Annotated in this window: 17 protein-coding genes and 2 tRNA genes; 14 read left to right on the top strand and 5 right to left on the bottom strand. The window is 59.5% G+C overall.

What is annotated here, in order from left to right:
• Positions 1-46: 46 nt before the first annotated feature.
• Complete coding sequence (locus ACSC1S_RS06005; RefSeq protein WP_435363568.1) at positions 47-523, bottom strand: redoxin domain-containing protein; 477 nt, start codon at positions 521-523, stop codon at positions 47-49.
• Positions 524-673: 150 nt separating this feature from the next.
• Between ACSC1S_RS06005 and ACSC1S_RS06000 the strand changes: the two genes are divergently transcribed.
• From ACSC1S_RS06000 to ACSC1S_RS05935, 14 genes are all read left to right on the top strand, one after another.
• Positions 674-976 carry a twin-arginine translocase TatA/TatE family subunit gene (locus ACSC1S_RS06000; protein WP_435363567.1) on the top strand — a complete coding sequence of 101 codons (303 nt, stop codon included), beginning with the start codon at positions 674-676 and terminating at the stop codon, positions 974-976.
• Positions 977-1,014: 38 nt separating this feature from the next.
• Positions 1,015-1,087: transfer RNA gene (locus ACSC1S_RS05995), tRNA-Arg, on the top strand.
• Between the two features lie 835 nt (positions 1,088-1,922).
• Positions 1,923-5,726, top strand: coding sequence for an ATPase, T2SS/T4P/T4SS family (locus ACSC1S_RS05990; RefSeq protein WP_435363566.1), 3,804 nt, complete (start codon positions 1,923-1,925; stop codon positions 5,724-5,726).
• Entirely contained in the window at positions 5,723-7,774 is a 2,052-nt protein-coding gene (locus tag ACSC1S_RS05985) for a type II secretion system F family protein (protein WP_435363565.1), read from the top strand. Before ACSC1S_RS05990 ends, ACSC1S_RS05985 begins: the two co-directional genes overlap by 4 nt.
• Positions 7,775-7,779: 5 nt before the next feature.
• Positions 7,780-8,292 (top strand): DUF7287 family protein, encoded by a 513-nt coding sequence (locus ACSC1S_RS05980; RefSeq protein WP_435363564.1) that lies wholly within the window; start codon positions 7,780-7,782, stop codon positions 8,290-8,292.
• Positions 8,293-8,294: 2 nt separating this feature from the next.
• Entirely contained in the window at positions 8,295-8,936 is a 642-nt protein-coding gene (locus ACSC1S_RS05975) for a DUF7288 family protein (RefSeq protein ID WP_435363563.1), read from the top strand.
• Positions 8,930-9,970: a DUF7261 family protein gene (locus ACSC1S_RS05970; protein WP_435363562.1), complete on the top strand. Its 1,041-nt coding sequence runs from the start codon at positions 8,930-8,932 to the stop codon at positions 9,968-9,970. Before ACSC1S_RS05975 ends, ACSC1S_RS05970 begins: the two co-directional genes overlap by 7 nt.
• Positions 9,967-10,494 carry a DUF7266 family protein gene (locus ACSC1S_RS05965; RefSeq protein WP_435363561.1) on the top strand — a complete coding sequence of 176 codons (528 nt, stop codon included), beginning with the start codon at positions 9,967-9,969 and terminating at the stop codon, positions 10,492-10,494. Before ACSC1S_RS05970 ends, ACSC1S_RS05965 begins: the two co-directional genes overlap by 4 nt.
• Entirely contained in the window at positions 10,491-11,249 is a 759-nt protein-coding gene (locus ACSC1S_RS05960) for a DUF7289 family protein (RefSeq protein ID WP_435363560.1), read from the top strand. Before ACSC1S_RS05965 ends, ACSC1S_RS05960 begins: the two co-directional genes overlap by 4 nt.
• Before the next feature lie 62 nt (positions 11,250-11,311).
• Positions 11,312-11,386, top strand: a tRNA-Arg gene (locus tag ACSC1S_RS05955).
• Between the two features lie 177 nt (positions 11,387-11,563).
• On the top strand, positions 11,564-11,812 hold the full coding sequence (locus ACSC1S_RS05950) for a hypothetical protein (protein ID WP_435363559.1): 249 nt from the start codon (positions 11,564-11,566) through the stop codon (positions 11,810-11,812).
• Positions 11,812-11,997 (top strand): hypothetical protein, encoded by a 186-nt coding sequence (locus tag ACSC1S_RS05945; protein ID WP_435363558.1) that lies wholly within the window; start codon positions 11,812-11,814, stop codon positions 11,995-11,997. The genes ACSC1S_RS05950 and ACSC1S_RS05945 overlap by 1 nt, the downstream gene beginning before the upstream one ends.
• A complete protein-coding gene (locus ACSC1S_RS05940) occupies positions 11,990-12,415 on the top strand; it encodes a hypothetical protein (RefSeq protein ID WP_435363557.1) in 426 nt (141 codons plus the stop codon). The genes ACSC1S_RS05945 and ACSC1S_RS05940 overlap by 8 nt, the downstream gene beginning before the upstream one ends.
• Positions 12,412-14,094 (top strand): DUF7845 domain-containing protein, encoded by a 1,683-nt coding sequence (locus ACSC1S_RS05935; protein ID WP_435363556.1) that lies wholly within the window; start codon positions 12,412-12,414, stop codon positions 14,092-14,094. Before ACSC1S_RS05940 ends, ACSC1S_RS05935 begins: the two co-directional genes overlap by 4 nt.
• A 345-nt stretch (positions 14,095-14,439) precedes the next feature.
• On the opposite strand, the gene ACSC1S_RS05930 is transcribed toward ACSC1S_RS05935, so the two are convergent.
• From ACSC1S_RS05930 to ACSC1S_RS05915, 4 genes are all read right to left on the bottom strand, one after another.
• On the bottom strand, positions 14,440-14,934 hold the full coding sequence (locus tag ACSC1S_RS05930) for a hypothetical protein (RefSeq protein WP_435363555.1): 495 nt from the start codon (positions 14,932-14,934) through the stop codon (positions 14,440-14,442).
• A 740-nt stretch (positions 14,935-15,674) separates the two neighbouring features.
• Positions 15,675-16,214 (bottom strand): hypothetical protein, encoded by a 540-nt coding sequence (locus ACSC1S_RS05925; protein ID WP_435363554.1) that lies wholly within the window; start codon positions 16,212-16,214, stop codon positions 15,675-15,677.
• Between the two features lie 11 nt (positions 16,215-16,225).
• The gene (locus tag ACSC1S_RS05920; RefSeq protein WP_435363553.1) at positions 16,226-16,945 is read right to left on the bottom strand and encodes a hypothetical protein; all 720 of its coding nucleotides are present in this window, start codon (positions 16,943-16,945) and stop codon (positions 16,226-16,228) included.
• A gap of 250 nt (positions 16,946-17,195) precedes the next feature.
• A complete protein-coding gene (locus tag ACSC1S_RS05915) occupies positions 17,196-17,450 on the bottom strand; it encodes a DUF7692 domain-containing protein (RefSeq protein WP_435363552.1) in 255 nt (84 codons plus the stop codon).
• Positions 17,451-17,664: the final 214 nt, after the last annotated feature.

The raw sequence follows: 17,664 nt of genomic DNA, 5'->3' as shown, positions 1-17,664 counted from the left end.
ACTGACGGTCACCGGCCGGCTAAAAAAGCCCTTCGCGTGTGTCGGTTTACTCGGCGGCTTCGGCGGCTTCGCGCACGGCGTCGTAGTCGGGCTCGACGCCCGGGTCGTCGCTGACCCACCACCAGGTGACCTCGCCGTCGGCGTCGACGACGAACACGGCGCGCTTTGCGACACCGTAGACACCGAGGTCGGCGAAGTCCATGCTGATGCCGTAGTCGTCGATGATCTCCTTGTTGAAGTCGCTGACGAGACCGAACTCGAGCCCGTTCTTCTCGCGGAACTCGTTCAGCGCGAACGGCGAGTCCACGGAGACGCCGTAGACTGTCGCGCCGACGTCCTGGAAGCCGGCGAGCTGGTCCTGGAACGTGCACATCTCTGTCGTGCACACACCGGTGAATGCGCCGGGGAAGAACGCCAGCACGATGGGGGCCTCGTCGAGACGCTCTGAGAGCGTGAACGAGTCCACGTCGCCGTTTGCAAGCGGTGCAGTGAAGTCTGGGGCTTCGTCGCCTACGTCTACCATAACAGGTTCGCGTTGGGAAACCAGTGACAAGTGGGTTGCGCTACAGGACGGCGAGGGTGGGATCCATCACGGGATTGGGGACTGCACGGGGTGGTGTGACACGGGGGAGCAAAAAGGTTATAATTGCCAGCGGGTAAGCCACGCATAGAGATGGCACTCGAAACCACACCACTGTTCATCGGCGGCGGCCTCGGCGGCCCCGAGATGATAGTCATCTTCCTCATCGTCGTGCTGCTCTTCGGCGCGAACAAGATCCCGAAGATCGCACGCTCGACCGGTGAGGCGATGGGCGAATTCCAGAAAGGGCGCGAAGAAGTCGAACAAGAACTGCAGGAGATGCGCGACGGCGCGACGGGCGAGGTCGACACGTCCCTCGACACCTCCGTTGACACCGAGACCGTCACCGAGACGGAAACGGCCTCGGAGACCGAGACGGACTCCGACGAGAAGTAAGCGGGCTGGCGATTCCGCGACTCGTTTTTCGGCGCTGCGGGCGTGTGGCCTAGTGGATAGGGCAGGAGGTTCCTAACCCCCTGATCGCGGGTTCGAACCCCGTCACGCCCGTTCTCGTATTGAGCGAAGCGAAATCGAGAACGCAGGGTGGGGGTTCGAATCAGAGAGCGAACGCAAGTGAGCGACCGAGGTTCGAATCCCGTCACGCTCGTTCGCTTGCGCTCAGACAGCGTTCCTGAGTCCCGTTCGCAGGCTCACGGGACCCCCGTCACGCTGTCTGAGCGCAAGCGAAGACGATAGCGAACTGTGCGGGTTCGACCCTGCAAGTCACAGCCACGAACGGCCCGCGGGGCCGCACGCCCGGACTCTTTTGCTTCGGGTCAAATCTCGTCCCGCGCACGCTCGTGCTGGATGGACCGAAGCTGGTGGGCACAAGGGTTCGCCAGGCCCGGCCCATGGAACTGTCGCGCGACCTGGATTCACTGCCAGTGCCGCGTCTGTCCCAGAGTATGTTTGACTCGCACGGCCCCGCACGCGAGCGAATTGAAGCGAACCGGACATTCACAATGACCAACAATACGGCGGAGTCACGTGTCGCTGAACGAGCTGATTCGTCGCCCGACGGCGATGGCGTCCGGGTCGTCTCGGCGCGGATTTCGGCGTAGCGGGGTGAAAGTCGAGCAGTAAAGCGTTTTTGGCCAATCTCGGCCCTCTGTCCCCCCGTTTAATTCTATCTAAACGACCCGATTTACCACTCGGTAAATGATAATTTTAGAGAACTATACATGAATTAAAACCACCAGTGACCGTATCGTATCGTCAGAAAACCCCCGGACGGCACGGGCCCTAATGGAGAATTATTCAGTATAATTACGTGATTAGAGCTAGTTCTCATAGGTGATAATCTGTGGAAGGTTTTTTGACTGCCGACGAAAAGGGGTAGTCAATGGCTGTTAACGATGCCGACGGAACCGAGTCGAATCAGTTCGAGGGGACTGACGATTCGGCCTCCCTGTCGGAAGAGAGCCCGCCCGACGGGCCGACGACGGGCTCCGACACCAGAGTGGGCGACTATACCTGGCGGGAATTCATGGCGGAATTCGGGTACGACGACGATGTCTCCACACTCTATTCTGGTGTCACCCGACAGACGACGGACGATTCAAAGCGACTGGGCCTCGGCAACAGTGAAGGAGAGGTCCAGACAGCACCCCACGGCGACGCGTGGAACCGTGTAGACTTCGACCCCGAAGTGTATCTCGGCTTCCATCCGGACGAACTCCCCGACATAATCACGGACCAGGCTGCCGCGAACGGGAAGTGGCTCTGGGAACAGTTCGCGGAGTACTGTGACCCCGAGACGACCCCCGTGGTCAAGGACGAGTGGACGTGGGAGCACTTCAAATGGCAGTACCACTACGAGGACGACGGCTCGATTCCCCACGACAGCGACGGGAAGAAGGTCGAACTCGACGAGTCCGAGTACCTGGGCTTCGAATCCGACGAGATAGAAGGGGTGCTGAGTCAGGCCGACGACTTCGCACAGGAGCTCAAGAGCGTCGTCGACGACCGGACCGTCAACATCACGCACGAGGAGGAAGACGAGTTCTTCTCGACCGACGCAGGGAACACGACGGTCGTCAACCGCTACGACCTCGAGAAGGCGGTTCCCATGGACAAGAAGCTCCACTTCCGCGAGGTCGAGCGCTACTGGGTCAACAAACCCTACGCCTTCGTCATCATCTTCCACTCCGAGAAGGAGAACGAGAAGAAGTACTACGCCATCGAGCCGTACCGCAACCAGATCGAAGACGACCTGCAGGAGTTCATGTCCGGGAAGCTCCGGACCGCGATCAAGTACTCCGAGGAGGAGATCACCGTCGAGGGCGACGAGGAGGCGCGACGCGGCGTTATCGACCGCGAGACGAAACGGCTGCTTCGACGGTACGACCTGTTCAAGAAGGTCGACCGCTCCAGCGACAGCGACAAAGGAATCGTCGAACAGATTCGAGCGCTGTTCGACACCGACGGCGAGCCAGAAGATGAGAGCGACGAACTCGAAGAGGTCCAGCTCGACGGTATCAAGGCCCGGCCCGAACCCGCGGTCATCGCCGCCGACGCGGACCAGCTCAACGAGTACCAGGTCGAGAAGCTGCTGTACTACCTGAAACGCAATTTCATCGGGTACGAGCGCATCGACCCCATCAAGCACGACATCAACGTGGAGGACATCTCGGTCGACGGGTACCACTCCCCGGTGTTCGTCTACCACTCCGGCTACGAGCAGATCATCTCGAACATCTTCCACGCCGAGCGCGAACTCGACGACTTCGTCGTCAAACTCGCCCAGCGGTCCGGCAAGGGTATCTCGAAGCGCCGACCCCAGGTCGACGCGACCCTCCCGGACGGCTCTCGTGCCCAGTTGACCCTCGGTCGCGAGGTGTCCGACCACGGGACCAACTACACCATCCGTCAGTTCAAGGAGGTCCCGTTCACGCCCATCGACCTCATCAACTGGAACACGTTCTCGCTGGACGAGATGGCGTTCCTCTGGCTCTGTATCGAGAACCACAAATCGCTCATCTTCGCTGGCGGTACCGCGTCAGGGAAGACGACGAGCCTGAACGCGGTCTCGCTGTTCATCCCCTCGAACACGAAGATCGTCTCCATCGAGGACACGCGCGAGGTCGAACTGCCCCAGCGGAACTGGATCGCGAGCGTCACCCGTCCCTCGTTCAGCGAGGACTCACAGGGTGACGTCGACGAGTTCGACCTGCTGGAGGCCGCACTGCGTCAACGCCCGGACTACATCGTGATGGGTGAGATCCGTGGTGAGGAGGGCCGGACGCTGTTCCAGGTCATGTCCACGGGCCACACCACCTACACCACGTTCCACGCGGACTCCGTGGGTGAGGTCCTGAAGCGGTTCACGACCGACCCCATCAACGTCTCGAAGACAATGTTCACCGCGCTGGACCTCGTCTCCATCCAGACCCAGACCCGGGTCCAGGGCAACAAGGTCCGCCGGAACAAGAACCTCACCGAGATCAACCACTACGACGCGGAGAACGACGAGATCAACGTTCAGGACGTCTACCAGTGGCAGGCGGAGACGGACGAGTACCTCAAGATGGGGGACTCGAACACGCTTGACGAGATACAGTTCGACCGCGGGTGGAGCTACGAAAAGCTCCAGGACGAGCTGTTCAAACGACGCGTCATCATCGCGTACCTCATCAAGAACGGGCTGAACCAGTACGTGCAGGTGGCCGCGACCGTGCAGGCGTACATCAACGACCCCGACACCATCCTGACGCTCATCGCGAACGGCAAGCTCGAGGAGAGCCTCGAGGACCTGCGCGAGATGGAGTCCGTCGAGATCGACATCGACCCGGAGGACGAAGAACAGGTCCCCCGTCCGGACGCAAGCGACGAGACGTACAACCTCTCACAGGACATCCTCGAACGCGCCGAGGAGTCGCTGTTCGACGAGTACCGCGGGAAGGAACTGAGCGGCCTCGGCGTCGACACGGCCCTCTCAGGTTCCGGGATGGACGACGAGGCGGAACCGACCATCGAGGCCGACACCGACGACGAGTTCGATTTCGAGGACGACGACAGCTCGTTCATGCTCGGTGGTGACGAAGACGAGGACGACTTCACGTTCTCCAGCGACGGCGACGAGGTCGAAGACGGCCCCTCCTGGCTCAACGACGAGGGTGGCTTCGACTTCGGTGACGACGACGGCTTCGGAGGGTTCGGTGACGATTCCGGCGAAACGGCCGACGCGAGCGCCAGCGAAGACACCGACCCCGCACCCGGGGAAACCCCACAGCTCGAATCAGGGGAGACCGCCGAGGCATCGGCAGACGCGAGTGCCACCGAGGAAACGGCACTCGATACGATGGGTGACGATGGCGATGGCGAGACGCTTCCGGAGACGACGGAATCGGCCGACTCGGAACCGGAACAGGAGATAACGCTCGACCTGGAGGCCGCCGCTGCCGAGATAGAGAACGAGGACACGACCACCGGTGACGACACCACGGCCGCGTCGGGCGACGGGGCGACCGACGACGTCGACGGTGCGGCGACGGCGAACGATTCGGACATCGACGACGCAGTCCCCGACGATGGCGGCGCGGGCGGCACTGTGGATGCGGGCGACGACGGTGGGTTCTCCATGGGCGAGGAGGAATCGGACCCCGGTCCCATCTTCGGCGAGGTCGAGGACACGGGGACCGAATCCATGTTCGACACCGACAGCGGCCGCCCGGACGACGACACCGCGTTCTTCGGAAGCGACGACGAACCGTTCTTCGCCGAGGAGGACGACGTCGGCTCGATTTTCGGGGACGAGGGCGGCAGCGGCCTCTTCACCGAGGAGGCAGACGACGAGGAGGTCCCGGACGACGATGGAATGTTCGGAGGCGCGGCCGACGACGGTGAAGACGAGTCCACCCCGACCGACGGGGCCGCAGAATCCGCGGACGCCACCTTCGAGATGGACGACGAGGCCGCACCCGAAGACGAGGACGGCTCGATATTCGGGACCGACGACGAACCGGCCGACGGCGGGTCCGTCTTCGGGGACGGAGACGACGACGGCGAGGCTGACGACGGCGACAGCATCTTCGGCGACAACGACGGCGACTCCGTCTTCGGTGAGGACGACGATGCCCCCGGAGACGATTCCGACGACGATTCCGACGATTCGACCGGTGGCGTGTTCGACGGTGATGCCGAATGAGCCTCCAGACGCGTGGTGATACCGGCGGCTCAGGGTTCAGCACGTCGTCTGACTCACTCGGCGACAAGTTCTACCCGCTCTACGAGCGACTGTTCAGCGAGGACTCGGACTTCGTCGCCGACGTCGAATCGAAACTCGCGCAGTCACGGATGGCTGACACGGTCGAGATGTACCTCTCGCGCTCGCTCGCCATCGGCGTCCTCACGGGCGGGATGCTGTGGGTGCTCGGGACGCTCGTCGGCTACTTCATCTTCGCGACCGGGCTCATCGAGACCGAGAGCCTGCTCGGGGCGACCATCCCGAACGCGACGCTGGTCGCCATCATCCAGGCGGTGAAGGTCCCTGCGCTCATCCTCGTGACGGGGCTGTTCCTGGGCTCTATCGGCTTCGCGATGGGCTTTGGCGCACTGGTCGCAGTGCCGTACTCGCGGGCATCGACCCGGAAGCGCGAGATAGACATGCTACTGACCGACGCCGTCTCGTTCATGTACGCGCTCTCGGTCGGTGGGCTGAACCAGCTCGAGATTCTCGAGGCGATGGCGCGGGCGGAGGACACCTACGGCGAGGTGGCCAAGGAGTTCCAGTCCATCGTCCAGGAGACGGAGTACTTCGACACCGACTACCGGACCGCCATCCGGAACCAGGCGATGGAGACCCCAAGCGACGAACTCTCGCAGTTCCTCACCGACATGCTCTCTATCGTGAACTCCGGGGGTGACATGGAGAGCTTCCTCTACGACAAGAAAGAGAAGCACATGCGGACTGCCAAGCAGCAACAGGAGCTGACCCTCGAGACCCTGGAGCTGTTCGGCGAGATGTACATGACGCTCTCGCTGTTCCCGCTGTTGCTCATCATCATCCTGGTCATCATGCAGATGCTGGGGGAAGCGAACGTCAATATGCTGTTCGGGACCGTCTACGGCCTCATCCCGTTGACAGGTGCCGGGTTCCTCGTGCTGGTCTCGACGGTGAAAGAGGACGACCCGGGCGACGGGTTCCTCCTGCCCTCGGACGCGGACGAGCGACTGAGCGTCCAGCAGGGTGCTGGCCTGCTCGACCTCGGTCTCATCGAGCAGTTCACCGGCGAGTACAGCGTCTTCGACCGCATCAAGAACCGGGAGGGGACCTACGAGACCATCCAGGTCCTCAAGGCCCCGCACCTGTTCTTCCGGGACAACCCACTGTACACGCTGGCGCTCACCGTCCCGACGGTCCTCGTGTTGATGGTCGTCGCGATGGCCTCGGGTGCCGTGCCGACCTCCTGGGGCGAGCTGGTCGACAGTCCGGTCTGGGGGACGTTCATGTACATCTACCTGCCCGTGTACATCGTCTTCCTCCCACTGACCATCTTCCGTGAGTGGAACGTCCGCTCCCGGAAGGGCGTCATCTCGAACATCTCGGACAACCTCCGCAAACTCTCGAGCGCGAACGACACCGGCCAGACCCTGCTTGAATCCCTGCGGACGGTCTCTGACACGACCAGCGGGAAGCTGGCGACCGAGTTCGAGACCATGCACACGAAGGTCAACTACGGGATGAGCCTCAAACACGCGCTGGTCGAGTTCAACAACAAGTACCACATCCCGCGACTGGCGCGCACGGTCAAGCTCATCTCGAAAGCACAGGAGGCGTCGAGCCAGATCACGGACGTGTTGACCACGGCGGCACAGGCCTCGGAGAACCAGGACGACATCGAGCGCGAACGCAAGTCCCGCACCCGGATGCAGGTCGTCATCATCATCATGACCTACCTCACCCTGCTCGCGGTGATGGCCATCCTGAAGACGCAGTTCCTCGACGTGCTGACCGGGCTGACCGAGACCAGTTCAGGCAGTGGCGGTGGAGCAGGCGGTGCCGGCGGGCCCAGCTTCGGTGGGAACGTCAACACCAACCTGCTGTCGCTGCTGTTCTTCCACGCGGTGACGCTGCAGGCGCTGCTCTCCGGGCTCATCGCGGGCTACATCAGGGACGCGGACATCCTGAGTGGCCTCAAGTTCGTGCTCATCCTGATGACGATCGCACTGGTGGTGTGGGCGGCGGTCGCGTGAGAACGATGAAATCAGTAGGCAAAACCATCGACTGTGGGCAGGACGAGCGCGCACAGACGACACAGGACTTCGCCATCGGAATCAGCATCTTCCTGCTGACCGTCGGCTTCACCTTCGGGTTCCTCCCGAGCCTGCTGACGCCGTTCGGCTCGCCGATGGGCGACGACATCACCGCGAAGACCGACCGGGTCGCGGCGACCCTCATCGCGGAGAACCACGTCGACGGCGAGCCCCGGACGTTGAACTACAGCCAGCTCGAGAGCTTCCTGGCGAGCACGAACAGCGAATCGGCGCTCCAGGACCACTTCGGGCTGCGAAGTACTGCGGACATCAACATCACGATCGTGAACGTCACCGACACCGGGACGCGCACGCCCCTCCAGCGAGCGTCAGGGACCAACCTGACCGCTGGGACACTGTACGAGGGCCAGACCCCGGCCGCGTCGACGACCCGGGTGATAGTCGTCACCGGTGGTCGCTGTGACGTGCAGTGTTTCGTGGTCGTGAAGGTGTGGTAATCATGAGACAGGACCAACGAGCACAGGCGTACACGCTGGAGGGTTTCATCGGGTCGGTCCTCGTCCTCGCGGCCGTCCTCTTCGCCCTGCAGTCGGTCGTCATCATGCCGACGACCTCCGGGAAGGTGAGTCGCGACGTACAGGAACAGCTACGGGTCGAGGCCGACGACATCCTCATCATCAGCTCGCAAGAGGAGTCGCTGTCGTGCCAGGTTCGACACTGGAACGGATCCACGACCGAGAACACGTTCGCCGGTGGTTTCGACGAGCGCATCGGCTACGGGCCGGAACCTCCGCCGAACATAACGGCGTGCGATGCGGACGGGACGGCCTTCGGCGAGATGTTGAACCAGACGTTCGGCGAACAGGGCCGCGAGTACAACATCATCGTGACGTACCGCCACCCGTCGGACCCGACGCTCTCGCCGTCCGAACGGATGGTCTACCGTGGCGTGCCGACCGAGTCAGCCATCGCCGCGACGTACACCGTCACCCTGTACGACAACCAGACGCTGACCGGGCAGGGCTGTCAACCGGACTGCCCCGAGCTGTGGGAGACCAACAGCTCCGAGTTCCCCATCCGGGATGCTGCACCGAACAGTCCAGTGTATAACGTCGTGGAGGTGCGCATCATCATATGGTAGGGTTCGCAGCCTCGGACGGCCGGTCCCGCGCACAGCTGGTCCTCGTGGGCGCGCTCGCCATCGCGTTCATGATCCTCGGCATCGTCGTCGTGTTCAACACCGTGTTGTTCACCGAGAACGTCGACAGCACGGGGAGCGTGAGTGCGGTCGACGACAGCGAGGAGCTCCGTCATGCATCGGCGGAAACGGCGGTCGTTATCTCACGCACACTCAACGAGGACAACCAGACCGTCACCGACCTGCGGTCGAACATGGCGACCAACGTCAGTGACTACAACACGCTGTTGCGGGAGACGTACTCCGAACAGGGTCCACGGCTGGTCAACGTCAGCTACAACCATTCAGAGAGTCAGGTCGGGGCTCGCGTGTTTCAGGATGGCGTGAATAACTTCCAGAACGACCTCGACGACAACTGGGCCCTGGCGACCGATAGTTCCGATTCTGACCCCGCGGACGTCGCCCGGTTCGAGATGAACACCACGTTGGACAGCCTCAATTCAGATGACTGGGAAGATTCGTTTCACATCGCGGTACAGGGCCGGGACGGGACGGACATGAAGTGGCGCGTCATCCGGTTCTACGAGAGTGGTGACGACCTCATCGTGAACACCTCGACCGTGACCGATTCGAGTGTGAGTACTCCTGGCGGGTACTCCTGGCACGACGAGATTCGGAACGCCAACACGGTCACCTGCGAGGTCAGTTCGACTGACGCGTTCACCATCAACGTCACCAACGGGAGCGTCCAGGGCGACGACTGCTCGTTCGAGTTCACCGACGACATCGAGCACCTCAGCAGTGGTGGCTACGAACTCTGGATGCGAGACTCCGAGAACGTCACCGGGAACTTCTCGCTCTACCTGAGCAACGTCAGCTCGGTCGAGAACAACCTAGACGAGTTCACCGTCATCGATACCGACCCGGACTACAGTCCCATCGTCTGGCGCGCTGGCGTCGATATCCGGTACGAAAGTCCAAGTCTGTCGTATCGCGAGACCTACCGCACGGACCCGGTTTACAACACCTCACGATGACCCGCTCTATCCCCCTCTCCGACGACCGTGGCGTCTCGATAGCCGTCACACACGTACTGACGATCGGCATCACGACCATCCTCATCGCGGGCCTCCTCGTCGGAACGAGTGGACTCCTGCGTGACGAACGCTCCGATGCAGCCCGCGACGAGATGCGGACCATCGGCAACCGTATCGCCTCCGACCTCGCGAGCGTCGACCGTGCCGCCGACGGCCCCAGTTCGACGATGAGCGTGCAATCCAGCCACCCATCGTCGGTCTCTGGGTCCGGATACACCGTCCATCTCAAACCAGGGTCTTCCTGTGCCGTGTATTCGAAACCATGCCTCGTGTTGAACGCGACATCGGTAGACGTGACGGTCTACGTCCCGTTCAGTAGCTCGACGACGGTCACCGAGAGCCGGGTCAGCGGTGGCGACTTCTACGTCGTCTACGACGGGTCCACCCTCCGTCTCGAGGACGACCCGATAACGCCTGCCCGCGGACACCCGAGGCTCCAGACGGCCATGGGGGTTCGCCGATGAGGTCCCCGAGCGAGCGACGAGCAGTCAGCGACGTGCTCGCGTTCGTCATCGTCTTCTCCATCATCATCACCTCCGTCGGCGTCACCTACGGTATCGGATTCAGCAGTCTCAGCGAGTTCCAGGAGGGCGAACAGAAGACGAACGCAGCCCGGGCGTTCCAGGCGCTCTCGGTCAGTCTGGACGACATCCAGGAGGGCGCAGCCCCCGGTCGCTCCGGCGCGATTCAGCTCAGCGAGGGCACGCTCCAGGTCGACGACGAATCACAGATGACCGTCGAGGTCACCCTCTCGAACGGGACGACCTGGACCGTCGCCTCCGAGACCACGGGGTCGCTCCAGTACAGCTTCGAGAACACGGACGTCGCCTACGAGAACGGGGCCGTGTTCCGCAAGGACGGCTCTGCGAGCGTCATGATAGAAGAGCCGTCGTTCCTCTGCAGCGAATCCTCTGACCAGGCCGTCGTCTCCATCGTCGTCCTGAACAGCGACAGTAACGCCATCGGTGGCGAGATCAATGCCGAGATAATCAGCCGCCAGAACGACACCGACGTCCTCTACCCCAACCTCTCCCGCGGTAGCTCGGTCACTGCCGACAGCGTCACCGTCGACGTGCCGACCAGCAACTTCGACCAGGCGTGGACCCGGTACTTCGAGGATACGGACGGCTGGGAAGACCCCGACAGTGACGGCGACTTCACCTGCGACGCCGACAACGTCGTCGTCCGCGTCACCTTCGTCGAGGTCGAGTTCCAGTGACCCCTCGTTTCGGTTGAAATCGCGGGAGTTAAAAAGGGCAGACGAGTAGGTCGTGTTGTACCGGGCGCTTAGCTCAGTCTGGACAGAGTGCTTGGCTTCGGACCAAGTTGCCGCGGGTTCAAATCCTGCAGCGCCCACTCCAGTTCTTCCCGATTCGGGGCTATCTTCCACCTCCGCATAGGGTGGGGCACGCCCCTGTTAAGCGCACTTTCGGCAGTTCCAGCGACCCCTGAAATCTCCGATTCCATTCGGGTGTCCAACGCGGGTCTCTGCAGTCTGTCGATTCTGCGTGCCAGAATCGGGGGTCGATTCCCGTGAGCGCCGAGGACGTACTCGGTGATATCGACGCCGAGACCCTCCGACGCCGCTACTACTCCCGTCCGGACCCGGTCACCGACCGTGAGTTCCGCTGCCCGCAGTGTCACTCCCGCTGCACGCGCCTCACAGACGGCGTGAAGGAGGCCGGACACGCCCCCGACTGTCCACGCCGGCTCCGGCGCGGCCAGCGCTCGCGGCGAATCAGGCCCTCCTCTGACGAACTCCCAACGGGAGGTGACGCCTGATGCCGCGGTGTGACACCTGCGGCGCGAAGGTCGGGCATCCACGCGAGACCGTCTACGTCCGCGGGTGGGACGACGCTCGCGACGAGGCCGACTATCTCGTCCTCTGCATCTCCTGCCAGCCTGGATACCCCGCAGAGAACCAGTACACGCCGCGGAACCTCCCCCGAGGTGGTCGGCGTGCGTAACACGGGACGCTCCCGCGAGGAGTTTCCCGAGGTCGCCGAGGAGATCGGTGAGGACCCGGCGCGGTTCCTGGACTACCCGTTGCTCGCGAGCAGCGCCCGAGGTAGCTCCCCGTTCCAGCTTGCGAAGGCCCGAATCCAGGGTATCGAGTACAAGGACGTCGTCGCACGCTGGCTCTACGTCGAGCGTCGACTCGAGCGCGGTCCTCGCGACCGGGTGGTCCAGCTGCTCAAGCAGCAGATGGCGCACCTGGAGGAACACGGAGAGCGTGACGACCAGCCGCGCGCCGACCCCAGTGAGGTCCCGTCGACGAAGACCCGTGCTCGGTTCCTCGACGAGAACGGGAACGAACGAGATCGGACCTCGTCTACGGCCTCGAAGGTGGCGACGCTTCGCGCCGACGGAGGGAAAGAGCAGTGACGACCGTCGAGACTGCCCCACACGAACTCGAAGGCTACCTCCACTACGCCGCGAACGGAGACACGCCGTACTGGGCACTGTCGTCACTGATGCAGGTGTTCGGCGGTGGATTCGAGGGAGAGACCCGCGACCATCCATCGGGAGACACGTGGACGATTTCGACTGGCTTCCGAAAGGCGGAGGAAGGACCCGGTCTCACGCCCCGACCCTCCGACCCAATCAACGTCGAAAAGCTGGCAGAGTGGAAAATCATGCTCCGAGGGCCAAGAGAGACAAAGGCGACGTACTTCGTCCGCCCGCGCTGGAAGCAGCAGAAGCTCTCCAATGGGAAGACCCTCACGTCGTGGGTCGACAGTGATGAGAACCCGGACCTCGGGATCGACGTCGAGGTGAAGGGCAGCAACCTGGAGCCAGACCGCTACCCGAAGCTCCTTCGGTGGGCGCTAGACGAACTCGGGAAGCTGGCCGGGCAGTCCTTCAACAGCTCGTACCTCGCGCCTCGGAACGTCTACCTGACGAGCAAGGTCACCGCGTACGAGCGCTACGTTCGCCTGCACGAGGACGAGGGACTGAAGCTCGTGAACACCGGCGGGCTCCTCACTCGTCTGCACCTGCTCCTCGGCGACCAGACCGGCACGAAGTACACGCTCAAGGTCGACAACGCGAAGGTCCTCGGCCATCGTCACCTGCTCCAGCTTCGGCCCAGCGCCGCGAAAGAGCTCCCGACCGGAGCGCGCGGGAAGCAACTCAAGCACTACCATATGGACAACCGGGACGCCGACGGCGTCGACGAGAACCTCCGACACCCGAAGTTCGGCGTTCTGCTGAAGAAGCGGTTCCACGGCTCGGCGTTCGACTGGCGGGAGATGGACGACCTCACCCGCGAAATAGACGAGACGCTCATCAATTGTCTCCAGTGGGCCGGTATCCCGACGCACGCCGACGGACTCGACTCATCGCCCTGGATTCCGGACGACCACTTCACTGGTGGTCAGAGACCAGACGACGCACCGGCCATCGCCCGCTACAGTGACCCGACGCCCCAGATCGAGGCCGAGCAACAGAACATCCTGGTGAGGACGCTGCGCGACCTCACAGACTCCGACGATGCGGTCCTCAGGGCGATGACCGACGGTGGTGTCCCGGAGGAGTCCCATCCCCGCGAGATTGCCGACGAGAGCGGCTTGTCTATCCGAACTGTCTATCGGGCGCTCTCGCGACTGGACGAACTCGTCGAGAACGACAACGCCGCGGTCCGGTTCCGCAGCGAGAAGATACGGCAGGAACTCCACGGCGTGTACGAGCGCCTGGAGGACACGGTCAACAGCACTGCGAGCGCGATCTGCCGCGTGCTCGACCTCGATCCGGAGGTTGTCCGCCAGAACGGCAGTGCCTTCGAGCGATGGCTGGCGCGCTACGCCGCGGACGTGAACCGGCAATCCCACGACCAGATGACTATCAAGATCGGAGCGACGCTATCCCGGTACAAGGGCACGAGCAACCCGTTCGTCGGTGAGGTCCTGGACTATCTCGACAAGGTCCTCTCTCGCTCAGGCGTCAACCTCGACCGCGACCAGCTCGTGATTCACTGGTCCGACGGGTCGAACTCGAACGAGATGACCTGGCTCAGTCGCGACTGCCGGAAGCTCCGTCGCAGGGGGTCCTCGCCGACCGGGTAGCGTCGTCTTGGTGAGTGGCAACACTATCGTCCAGCCTCTTTTACGAAACTTCGGTTTTTCTAACCAGCAACAGTGACAACTCAGGTTGTTTTCTGATTGGCGTGAGGTCTCGTCGAGGCTGTGTGCCTCTGACCACCGACCCGCCGTTTCTGACGCCAGATGGCACAGACCCCGTAGAGGGTGTGGCTAAAGCCAACACCGAAAATATACCCCGCCCCGCTGGGCGGTAGGTCGTGAATCACATGAAACGGTGGTTAGTTACGGATGCAAAGCTCATGCGCATTTGTGGGTGAACCTTATGCGGAACGCGCAGGGGGGTAAATGTATATGGAAATTGTTCATCCACTAACATCCACCGCAGTTGTCGTCTTTTTCGTTGTCAGACCCTAGTCTCGGCCTGCATCCCGTCTCACTGGTAGATAAAACGGTGTCCGGTTTCCCATCCATCTTTTCATATGACGAGAGGATCTCATAGAGTCGTTTGCCTTCATTCTTTTCAAGATCATGAATTGTACGAGAAGACGTGTCTATCTGAATATCTGCATCAAAGAGAGCTTCTTCTAGTACCGGACCATTGCTACCGACCCAGAATGACTGGACTGGATCGCCTAAGATGATTTTAGCCAGACGCCGATGAGCACTGACCGGATCACGACCATTTTCCAATGCATTGTTGAGGTCATCTATGAGATGGCTTTCATGAAGGACGCTGTTCGTATACCGTCTGAACCACTCAGGCGTCACATCTGAATGGTTCCGTAGATCCGAGTAAGTCACAACATCGTCCACAACGGTAACTCCCGTTAAGCGGTGCTCATCAGTGGTTTTCAGTGTCGTCACATGGAATACTCGATGCCCTGGTTTACGCCGTGAGTGACGGTTGACTTGGCAGTTATGCCAGACCGGAATCGGCCCATCCGAAGATTGAATTGACCAGAAGTCTGGATCGGGTGGAGTGCTATCTGATTCAAGATACGGTCCTTCTTTCGCATCATATCTGACTATGATATTCGCGCCCGACATCACATCTGAATTATATTTTCTGGGCTGTTATCAATTATCCGAATTTCATACTTTTTGGGGTCGCTTTTCAATCGCAAGAACGCGGTTGGTTCGTGGACATATTCTACACAGCCAACAGCGGGGGTCACGAGTGTTGACGATAAGGTTGGAGGCTAGTTCTTTCTGGACGACGACTTCTCCGAGCATACCATCAAAGCCTTCTACGACACGAACTCCGCCCGCCTCTCGTTCTCGGCTCGGTCTTCGGTCGAGACGAACTTGATCTCCTCTGCCCCATATCGATATCGAACGATCGCGGGTGGGGGTCCTGCGACATCGAGGGATACCATCGATTGTCAACATGCTTGACCGGTGGTTCCGGACCAGCTTCTGTTTAGTGTAGGGAACACACCTTGGAGAGTTTTGCCAGAGACACAAGGTGACAAAATTACTGGTTATTCGGTTAACCTGAATGGTTGATCGGCATGAAACACTTGTATCAGTGGTTGACGGGAGAGTAATGTTTGTTGTAAATTCACCCCACCACGAGACAATTTGTTCTATTAGTAATATTGGTTTTACAAGTACCGGTTTGTGATTTCTCTCAGCCGATCATCCCGTCTCTTGAGTTCTTTCGGACATTCCTCTAAGTGATGACCAGTAAATGTCATGAACTTCCTAGCATCATATATCTCTATTTCTTGCTCGGTTGACTCGCCGTGTTGTAGTAAATGCCCTTTCGCAACAATATGAATGCCCGTTCCGCTAGGTGAAACCTCCGAATACGAATTTATTTTTGACAGAACACTGCTTGCCCAATCTTCAATTTCGTCGCTCTCGATACTGTAACAGTTGTCTAAATCTATGAACGCAATATCGTCGTCAAATGTCAGACAAAACCCAACACCGTCTATGATTTCACTTTCTGACCAATATTCATATGCATCGTTAAAACTTGACCAATTGGATTGTTTTGTAAAGTTACACCATCTAGTGCTCTCAATCGGAACGGGGACTTTTCTAATACTGCCATTTTCATTTTCCATTCTCCAGCATAACCATTGGTCAACAGACTTTAACGATGGTGCGATTCTCGGCTCAGATTTCACTCCTATCATTATAAAATCTCTCAGAAGAATACCCAAGTCACATTAGTTTTGAACCACTTTTCAATACGCCCCATCTCAGGGTCGTCCCCACTAAAATCGGCTTCACCGTCCCTTATTTCCTCTAATTTTGGCCTCTCCCAATCTGTATCTTTCTGCTCCTGAAGACGCCAGTACCACTTACTACTCACTTGTTGTGTTGCTTGGTTTAGCTCGTGTTTTCTTGATAGCAATGACTCACATTCACTTTTCAACTCATTGGTATCATGCGAAGGATCCGGTAGCTTTTGTTTCACCATTTTATCAAATTCAGAGTACAGAGACTGATGAATCTGGCCTGCTTTATACAGCTGGTCTGATTTTGCTTGCCATCCACCAACAATTGTTGCATAGGAAAGACCAGAAACGAATGCCGAAGTCAGCAATAATAGGCCCTGATTGATTTCTGCACCCGGGCGCAGGACACCACTTACCATTATTAACAATATTGCGGCCCCAATTGTCACCGCATAATCCGCTCGCCGCCCTTTTTTGCCAGTATATTCAGATGCCAGATAATATTTTTTATAATTTATGTATTGCGAGTTGTATTCTTCAAAGAACCTCTCATGTAGCTGTCTTCGTTCATTTTCAAAGGAATCTTTGTCCTGATTGGGAGAGTTCCCAGTTACACTGGGGGAGGCCCCACCGTCATTATCATTTGATATATTCAATATAGAATATAGTGGATCTGATAGTGACATACGCCATTGGTCATTTCCATAACCACTTATAACTTTTCTCCATGCCCTGATTACGTACTGGCCAACAACGTCTAAAGCAGAAGAGTGCAATTGGAGGGTTAGCTCCCCCACTGTCCAGCAGGCTGAAGACACTCTTCCAGTAAGGGACCTTAATATTATAATTCCCGATACTAACAAATGTCTAAAATTATTGGATTATTACTGATAAAGGTAGACTCTCATGAGCTGGAGAATGTATACTTGAATCTCGTCAGCTACGCTCTATCGTGATATTCGTCTCCACCTTGAATGACAGGCCTGCTGTGGATAAGGTCTGCGCAATTTCACGCTGTTGCTTGTCTGTGAGGTCTTCACGATTCAACACCTGCGTTATCGACCGTACGATTCGGGGCAGATCTTCACAGGCAGACACTACTGCTTTGGTCTTGTTGCAATCGTAGAATTCAGCTGCTCCCTCAATGGCGTCGACACGGTACGCGTAATCTCCGTCAGTTCGGATGCGCATACTCGTACACACGAACCCCAGACAGCTAGTTTTTTCGACCGAACAAACACTACTTTTCGACCATTAAATGGGCGAATCAGGATAGACTCTCAACCAGTTCTGCGGTAGCAGCGAGTAGACCTCTGCTCAGTGCACACGAGAACCCATCTCTCGTGTGCATATCTCTGAATCGGTGCTCCTCTACGCTCAACCCCCAGCGGTTGCACCGAAGATG

Source organism: Haloarchaeobius pelagicus (assembly GCF_051207375.1).
Lineage (GTDB): Archaea > Halobacteriota > Halobacteria > Halobacteriales > Natrialbaceae > Haloarchaeobius.
The sequence above is the reverse complement of the archived record's forward strand: the minus strand, read 5'-3'. Positions and strand labels throughout refer to the sequence as shown.